We start from the raw sequence: 9,154 nt of genomic DNA on the forward strand, positions 1-9,154 counted from the left end.
GGTCCATTGCGAGCCCTGGCCGGGGAAGACGAACACCGGGCGCTCGGCGTCCCCGTGCCCGGTGACGACACCGGGCGCCTCCGACCCGGCGGCCAACGCGTCCAGACCGGTCAGCAGTTGATCCCGGCTCGTTCCCAGCACCACCGCGCGATGCTCGAATGAACTCCGGCCGTGGACCAGCGCGGCGGCGATGTCCCGCGGGTCGTCAGGGATTTCCCGGAGGTGTGTGCCCAGGCGTTCGGCCTGCGCGCGCAGGGCTCGGGGGGTGCGCGCGGACAGGACCAGGGGCACCACGGGGGAAGGCGCTTGCGTCTCGGGCTCCGGGCCTGGGGCCGGGGTGTCCTCGGGCGCCTGCTCCAGGATGACGTGGGCGTTCGTCCCGCTGATGCCGAAGGCCGACACACCCGCGCGCCGGGGGCGCTCACCGGCCGGCCAGTCGCGCTGCTCGGTGAGCAGTTCCACTGTCCCCGCCGACCAATCCACATGGGTCGTGGGCCGGTCGACGTGGAGGGTCTTGGGCAGGACGCCGTGCTGCATGGCGAGCACCATCTTCATGACGCCCGCGACGCCGGCGGCGGCCTGGGTGTGGCCGATGTTGGACTTCAACGACCCCAGCCACAGCGGCTGTTCGGCAGGCCTGTTCTTGCCGTAGGTGGCGAGCAGGGCCTGCGCCTCGATCGGGTCGCCCAGCCGGGTGCCGGTGCCGTGCGCCTCCACCGCGTCCACCTCGGACGCACCCAGCCCGGCATCGGCCAGCGCGGCCCGGACGACCCTTTGCTGGGAGGGGCCGTTCGGCGCCGCCAGCCCGTTGGAGGCGCCGTCCTGGTTGACGGCGGAGCCGCGTACGACGGCCAGTACCCGGTGGCCGTTGCGCCGCGCGTCCGACAGCCGCTCCAGCAGCAGTACGCCCGCCCCCTCGGCCAGACCGAAACCGTCGGCGTCGTCCGAGAACGCCTTGCAACGCGAACTCTCCGACAACGCGCCCATCCGGCGGAATCCGATGAACACGTCCGGCGTGGGCATCACCACCACGCCTCCCGCCAGCGCGAGCCGGCTTTCGCCGCGCCGCAGCGACTGCACGGCCAGGTGCAGCGCGACCAGCGAGGACGAGCACGCCGTGTCCACGGTGATGGCCGGGCCCTCCAGCCCGAACGCGTACGCCAGACGGCCGGAGATCACGCTCGTGACGCCACCGGTGATGACGTAGTCCTGGACGGCCTGCGGCGCGTCACTGGAACGGGGGCCGTAGCCGTGGGACATCGCGCCGACGAAAGCGCCGGTACGGCTGCCGCGCAGCGTCGCCGGATCGATGCCCGCGCGCTCGAACGCCTCCCAGGAGGTCTCCAGCAGCAGCCGCTGCTGCGGGTCCATCGCCAGCGCCTCGCGCGGGCTGATCCCGAAGAAGGCGGCGTCGAACCCGCTCACGTCCCGCAGGAACCCGCCCCGGACCGAGCCGGGGTCGTCGATGCCGAAGGCCCCTGCGTGGTGCCAGCCGCGTTCGGCGGGCGGGCCGGAGACGGCGTCGGTACCCGACGAGAGCAGTCGCCACAGGGACTCGGGGGAGTCCACTCCACCCGGGAACCGGCACGCCATGCCCACGATCGCGATGGCGTCCTCGGCGGCCGTCGGCTCCGGCTGGCCGTCCGGAACAAGTGTGGACGCGACCTTCTCCCCGGTCAGTGCGCCGCTCCCGCTCCCTGTCCCGCTTCCCGTCCCGGTCGGCTCGGGAAGGATCAGCTCGAGCAGCTGTCCGACGAGCGCGAGCGGCGTCGGATGGTCGAAGACCAGCGTCGCGGGCAGCCGCAGCCCGGTCGCCGTGTTCAGCCGGTTGCGCAGTTCCACGGCGGTCAGCGACTCGAAACCCAGGTCCTTGAAGGCCCGGTCGGGGCGGATCGCCTCCGTCGCGCCCCGGCCGAGCACCGCCGCCGCGTGCGTGCTGACCAGATCGAGCAGGAACCGTTCGCGATCCGCCCCGGACAGCCCCGCCAGCCGCTCGCGCAGCTCGGACCCTGCGGTCGGCTCAGACTCCGCCGCACCCCTCGCCGCACGCTCCGACACGGCGCGAGCCGGCTGGAGCTCGTCCAGCAGCCGGCTCGGACGCATGGCCGTGAACAGCGGAACGAACCGGTCCCAGTCGATGTCCGAGACCGCGACGAAGGTGTCGTCGTGGTCGAGTGCCTGTTCCAGGGCGATGAGCGCCGACGCGGGGCGCATCAGGGGGAGCCCCTGGCGGCGCACGCGCTCACGCGTCGAATCGACGTCCGTGTCACCCAGGTTCTTCCAGGTGTTGACGGCGTCCTCCCACACTCCCCACGCCACCGAGGTCATCGGCAGGCCCCGGGCCCGGCCGCGCTCCGCCAGGGCGTCCAGGGCCGCGTTGGCCGCCGCGTACGCCGCGTGGTCGCCGCTGCCCCAGAACCCGGCGATCGAGGAGAACAGCACGAAGGCGTCCAACGCCGCCGCGTCCAGCAGCTCCGCCAAGTGTTCCGCGCCGGCCACCTTGGCCGCGAGCACCGCGTCGAAACTCTCCTGGGTCGTCGCCCCGACCGGCGCCAACTCGATGTACGCGGCGGCGTGCAGCACTGTCCGCACCGTGTGGCCGTCCTCCCGCAACCGCGTGAGCAGCGCAGCGACCGCCTCCCGGTCCGACACGTCACAGGCGACCGACGTCACGGCGACTCCCAGAGCGGTCAGCTCCGCCGACAGCTCGGCGGCGCCGGGCGCGTCCGGGCCCGAACGGCTGACCAGGACCAGGTGCTCGGCACCGGTCTCGGCCAGCCGCCGCGCGAGCCGGGGTGCCAGACTCCCCGTACCGCCCGTGATGAGGACCGTGCCCCGGGGCCGCCACCGGCGCGCCGGCTCCGCGCTCCCGACGGCGGCACTCACCATGCGCCGGGCGACCGCACCGCCGGACCGCACCGCCACCTGGTCCTCGCCCGAGCCGTCGGCCAGCACCCCGAGCAGTCGGCCGAGCGACCGTTCATCGGGTTCCGCGGGCAGGTCCACCAACCCGCCCCACATGTGCGGGTGTTCCAGGGCGACGACCCGGCCGAGACCCCAGATCTGCGCCTGTGTGGCGTCTGCCGGGGCGTCCGCGGGGCCGGTCGCCACCGCACCCCGGGTGACGCACCACAGCGGTGACCGCAGCCCGATGACGTTCAACGCCTGGGCCAGGGTCAGCGTGAGCGCCACACCACCGGTGAGAACCTGCCGCCGGGCGTTGCGCCGCTCGTCCCACGCCAGGAACGACAGCACACCGGTCGGCCCCTCTTCCCCGGCAGTTGCCAGGGCACGCAGCCGCTCGGCCAGCACCGCCCGGTCGGTGTCGGACGGCGACAACTCCACCGTCACGGCACGCACACCACGGTCCGTGAGCGCTCGCGTCGTCCGCGTGATCCAGGGGGCCTCCGAGTGCCCTTCGGGAACCACGATCCACCATGTGCCGACCGGCTGTTCGGACCCGGCCGGCACCACGGGCCGCCACGCCACGCGGTAGCGCCACCCATCGACCATGGAGCGCTCCCGGCTCTCCCTGCGCCAGGAGGACAGAACCGGCAACAACGCCGTCAACGACGACCGCTGCTCCTCGTCCTCCTCCACCCGCAGGGCCCGGGCCAGCGCGGTGACGTCCTGGTCCTCGATGGCGTCCCAGAAACCCGCGTCCGGTCCGCCGAGCGGCTCCGCCACCGTGGTGTCGGCCGCGGTGTCCTCGATCCACAGGCGCTTGCGCTGGAAGGGGTAGGTGGGGAGGTCGATGTGGTGTTGGGTGGTGTTTTGTGTGGTGGGCCAGGTGATGGCGATGTTGTGGGTGTGGAGGTGTGCGGCGGAGGTGAGGAGTCGGGTCCAGTGGCCTTCGTCGCGGCGGAGGGTGCCGGTGATGGTGGGGGTGTGGCCTGTTTGTTCTGCGGTGTCTTGGATGGCTGTGGTGAGGACGGGGTGGGGGCTGCATTCGATGTAGGCGGTGTGGCCGTGGTTGAGGGCGGTGTGGAGTGCGGGTTGGAGGAGGACGGTCTGGCGGAGGTTGGTGTACCAGTAGTCGGGGGTGAGGGTGGTGGTGTCGAGGAGGGTGCCGGTGACGGTGGAGTAGAAGGGGATGGTGCTGGGTTTGGGGGTGATGCCGGTGAGGAGTTTCTTCAGTTGGGTGTGGAGGGGTTCGACGTGGGGGGTGTGGGAGGCGTAGTCGACGTCGATGCGTCGGGCGCGGATGTTGTTGGTTTCGCAGTGGGTGAGGAGTTCGTTCAGGGCGTGGGTGTCGCCGGCGATGACGGTGGTGTGGGGGCCGTTGAGGGCGGCGATGTGGAGGTGGTCGTGCCAGGGGGTGATCAGTTCGCGCGCGTCGTGGTGGTTGAGGGGGAGGGAGGCCATGCCGCCGGTGCCGGTGCCGGTGCCGGTGCCGGTGCCGGTGCCGGTGCCGTTGCTGGTGCTGGTGCTGGTGTGGGTGTGGGTGTGGATGGTGTGGCTGCGGAGGGCGGCGATTTTGGCGCCGTCGTGGAGGGTGAGGGCTCCGGAGACGACGGCTGCGGCGATTTCGCCTTGGGAGTGTCCGATGACGGCGGCGGGTTCGACGCCGAGGCTGCGCCAGAGTGTGGCGAGGGAGACCATGACGGCGAAGAGGACGGGTTGGATGATGTCGACGCGGGTGAGGGGTTCGCCGCTGCGCAGGACGTCGGTGAGGTTCCAGTCGACGTGTGGGGCGAGGGCCGCCTCGCATTCGGTGATGGTGTGGGCGAAGACGGGGGAGGTGTCGAGGAGGTCCAGGGCCATGCCGGTCCATTGCGAGCCCTGGCCGGGGAAGACGAACACCGGGCGCTCGGCGTCACCGTGACCGGTGACGACACCGGGCGCCTCCGACCCGGCCGCCAACGCGTCCAGACCGGTCAGCAGTTGATCCCGGCTCGTTCCCAGTACCACCGCGCGGTGTTCGAGGAAGGCGCGTTGGGTGAGCAGGGCGTGGCTGGTCTGTCGGATGTCCGGGGACGACGGGGAGCCGGTGCGCAGGTGTGCCGCCAGACGGCCGGCCTGTGCGCGCAGGGCGCGGGTGCCGCGCGCGGACAGGACCAGGGGCACCACGGGCGGCGATGACACGCTCTCCGGGGCCGGCTCCGGTGTCTCGGTGTCCTCGGGTGCCTGTTCGAGGATGACGTGGGCGTTGGTGCCGCTGATGCCGAAGGAGGAGACGGCGGCCCGGCGGGGGCGGTCCACCGAGGGCCACTGCTGTTGCTCGGTCAGGAGGCGCACGGCTCCGGCCGACCAGTCGACGTACGGTGTGGGTTCGTCCACGTGGAGGGTCTTGGGCAGGACGCCGTGCTGCATGGCGAGCACCATCTTCATGACGCCCGCGACGCCGGCGGCGGCCTGGGTGTGGCCGATGTTCGACTTCAACGACCCCAGCCACAGGGGCTGTTCGGCCGGGCGGTCTGTGCCGTAGGTGGCGAGCAGGGCCTGCGCCTCGATCGGGTCGCCGAGCTTCGTGCCGGTGCCGTGCGCCTCCACCGCGTCCACCTCGGACGCACTCAGCCGAGCGCTCTTCAACGCCTGCCGGATGGCACGCTCCTGCGCCGGACCGTTCGGCGCGGAGAAGCCGCTGCTGCTGCCGTCCTGGTTGACGGCGGAGCCGCGTACGACCGCCAGCACCCGGCGACCGTTGCGCCGCGCGTCCGACAGCCGCTCCAGGACCAGCACACCCACGCCCTCGGCCCAGCCCGTGCCCTCCGCGCCGGCCGCGAAGGACCGGCACCGGCCGTCGGGGGAGAGGGCGCGCTGTCGGCTGAACTCGACGAAGCCCACGGGCGCGGTCATCACCGTCACACCGCCGACCAGCGCCGTCGAACACTCGCCCTGCCGCAGCGACTGCGCGGCCAGGTGCAGCGCGACCAGCGAGGACGAGCACGCCGTGTCCACGGTGACCGCCGGGCCCTCCAGCCCCAGGGTGTAGGCGATCCGGCCCGACACCACGCTGCCGAGGCTGCCCGTCATCAGGTAGCCCTCGAGGTCGTCGGGTGTCTCCCGCATCCGGGAGGCGTAGTCCTGGTGCATCACCCCGGCGAAGACACCCGTGCGGCTGCCGCGCACGGATTCCGGATCGAGGCCCGCCCGCTCCAGGGCCTCCCAGGACACTTCGAGCAGCAGGCGTTGCTGCGGGTGCATGGCCGTCGCCTCGCGCGGGCTGATGCCGAAGAAGTCCGGGTCGAAGAGCGCGGCATCGCGCAGGAACCCGCCGGACCTGGTGTAGGTCTTGCCGACGGCCTCGGGGTCCGGGTCGTACAGGCCCTCCACGTCCCACCCACGGTCCCGGGGGAACTCGGAGATCGCGTCGGCGCCCTCCGCGACCAGTCGCCACAGCTCTTCGGGCGAGGTGACGTCGCCGGGATAGCGGCAGGCCATGCCGACGATCGCGATCGGTTCGGAGGCCGCCGCGGCGAGCGCACGGTTCTGCTGCCTCAGCAGCTCGGCCTCCTTGAGCGAGGCCCGCAATGCCTTGACGACTTCTTCGTTCGACGCGGTCATCGAAAACTCCGAACCTCTGGGGACTGGCACATCTGGGTAAGCGGACGATGCGGCTGCGGGGAGGGTCAGTTGTCACCGAGGGCGGCGCGTATCAAGCCGTCCAGGTCCATCGAGTCGATCGCACTGCCGATCTCTTCGCCGGCTTCCGTCGGCGTCCGCGCCTCCCCGGGGCCGACATCGGACTCGGGTCCCGTCGGCTCCTGCCGCCCGTCGGCGAGGTGCAGCAGGACATCGACCAGCCCGGCCGTACGGAACCGGGTGAAGGGGATCGTCGCGAGGGCCCGGCGGAACGCCGCCTCGTCGATGCCGTCGGTCTCGACACCGCCACCGCTCGCCGCCGCGGGATCCTCGCTGCCCTCCTGTTGCCGCGGCGCGGGAAAGAGCTCGTCCGCCAGATAGCGCGCCACGGCCGCCGATGTGGGGTGGTTGAAGATCAAGGTGGCCGGCAGCCGCAATCCGGCCTCGGCCCCGAGCCGGTTGCGCAGTTCCAGGGCGGTGAGCGAGTCGACGCCCAACTCCAGGAACCCGCGACTGGGTTCGACACGCTGGGGCTCCGCGTGTCCCAGTACGGTCGCCACGTGCAGTCGCACCAGGTCCAGCAGGGCCCGGTCCCGTTCGGCGGGCGCCAGCTTTCCGATCCGGTTCCGCAGGGCCGCCCCGTCGGCATCCCGTTCCGGAGCCTCGGACCCGCCGACCGCCGCACGCCGTACCGCCGGCCGCACCAGACCGCTCAGCAGCGCCGGTGTCCCGGCCCCGGCCCGCAGCGACGCCATGTCCAGTCGCGCCGGCACGAGCACCGCGCGGTCGGCCCGCGCCGAGACCGCCCGCAGCGCCGCGTCGAACAGGGCGAGACCGTCTTCGCAGGTCATGGGGGCCAGCCCGGTACGCCTCAGCCGGAGCAGGTCCGTCTCCGTGAGGTGACCGGTCATGCCGCCGGACTCCTCCCACAGGCCCCAGGCCAGCGAGACCGCGGGCAGTCCCGCGGCCCGCCGGTGCCGGGCGAGCGCGTCGAGGAAGGCGTTGGCGGCCGAGTAGCCCGCCTGCCCCGCCTGACCGAGCACCCCGGCGGCCGAGGAGAAGAGCACGAACGCCTTCAGACCGTGCTCGCGGGTGAGTTGGTGGAGGTGCCATGCGGTGTCGGCCTTGGGTTGCATGACGGTGGTGATGTGGTGGGGGGTGAGGGTGTCGAGGGTGGCGTCGTTGAGGGTGCCGGCGGTGTGGATGACGGCGGTGAGGGGGTGGTCGTGGGGGATGTGGTGGAGGGTCTGTTGTAGGGCGGTGCGGTCGGAGGTGTCGCAGGCGGTGATGGTGACGGTGGCGCCGAGGGCTTGGAGTTCGGTGCGCAGCCGGTGGGCGTCGGGTGCGTCGGGGCCGCGTCGGCTGAGCAGGAGCAGGTGGCGCACCCCGTGCCGCTCCACCAGGTGCCGGGCGAACAGACCGCCCAGCAGACCGGTGCCCCCCGTGATCAGCACCGTTCCGGTTCCGTCGAACACCCCGTTCCCGGAGACTTCCCCGCTCGGGGCTTCCACCGGTTCGACCTCACCCAGCCGTGCGGCGAACACCTTCCCCGCCCGCACCGCGAGCTGCGGTTCCACCGTGTCCGTGTCGCCGAGGGCGGCCGTCAGCGCGAGGTAGGACTCCGGGGCCGCGTCCACGTCGGCGACGACCAGCCGTCCCGGGTGCTCAGACTGCGCCGACCGCATGAGACCCCACAACGGTGACCACGCCAGGTCCGTGACGTCCTCGCCGTCCCGTACGGCCACCGCGCCCCGGGTCAGCAGGACCAGCCGAGAGGACGCGAACCGCTCCTGCGTGAGCCACGACTTCAGCAGCTCCAGCGCACGGCCGAGCGCCGTGTGCGCGTCGGCCACGGGATCTCCGCCCGCTCCGCCGGCACAGCTCACGGCCACCACCGCCGGGACCGTGCCGCCATCCGTGATCTCCGGGTCCGCGAACAGCTTGCCGAGATCCTCGTACGCGGGCGCCGGCAGCCCCGGCAGGGCGGGCCCGACCAACACGGGTGAGGGTGCCCCGTCGCCGCCCCGGAAGGGCAGCGGCAGCCACCGCACCTCGTACAACGGGCTGTGTCGCTGCACCCCCACGACCGCCCGGAACTGCTCAGGCGTGACCGGCCGCAGCGTCAGCGACGCGATCGACACGACCGGCTGCCCGGCCTCGTCGCAGGCGGTGAGGGACACCGTGTCCGCTCCGACTGGCGAAAGGCGTACGCGCAGGACGTCGGCGCCCGTCGCGTGCAGGGTGATCCCGCTCCAGACGAACGGCAGCCGCACCCCCTCCGAGCCCTCCAGCAGACAGGCGTGCAACGCCGCGTCGAGCAGCGCGGGATGGATGTCGAACCGGCCGGCGTCCGCCCGCAGTTCCTCCGGCAGACGCACCTCGGCGAGCAGGTCCCCGCCCCGCCGGCCCACGGCCCGCAGCCCCTGGAACGCGGGACCGTAGTGGAAGCCGACGTCGGCCAACCGCTCGTACAGCCCGTCGACCGGGGCGAGCGCCTCGGTGTCGGCGTCCGACCAGGCCGGGGCAGCCGGCTCCACCGTTGGGTGGGGGGTGAGGGTGGCGGTGGCGTGGTGGGTCCAGGTGGTGTGGTCGGTGGTGGTGTGGATGGTGAGGGTGCGGTGTCCGGTGG

General features: G+C 72.5%; 2 protein-coding genes. Both read right to left on the reverse strand.

The features are described 5' to 3' along the window. On the reverse strand, positions 1–6,507 hold a 6,507-nt coding region (locus ACF061_RS38935; RefSeq protein WP_392271757.1), incomplete at its 3' end, for a type I polyketide synthase. A gap of 65 nt (positions 6,508–6,572) precedes the next feature. Continuing rightward, a partial coding sequence (locus tag ACF061_RS38940) for a type I polyketide synthase (protein WP_392271758.1) occupies positions 6,573–9,154 on the reverse strand: 2,582 nt, incomplete at its 5' end.

Source organism: Streptomyces sp. NPDC015220 (assembly GCF_043079345.1).
Classification (GTDB): domain Bacteria; phylum Actinomycetota; class Actinomycetes; order Streptomycetales; family Streptomycetaceae; genus Streptomyces.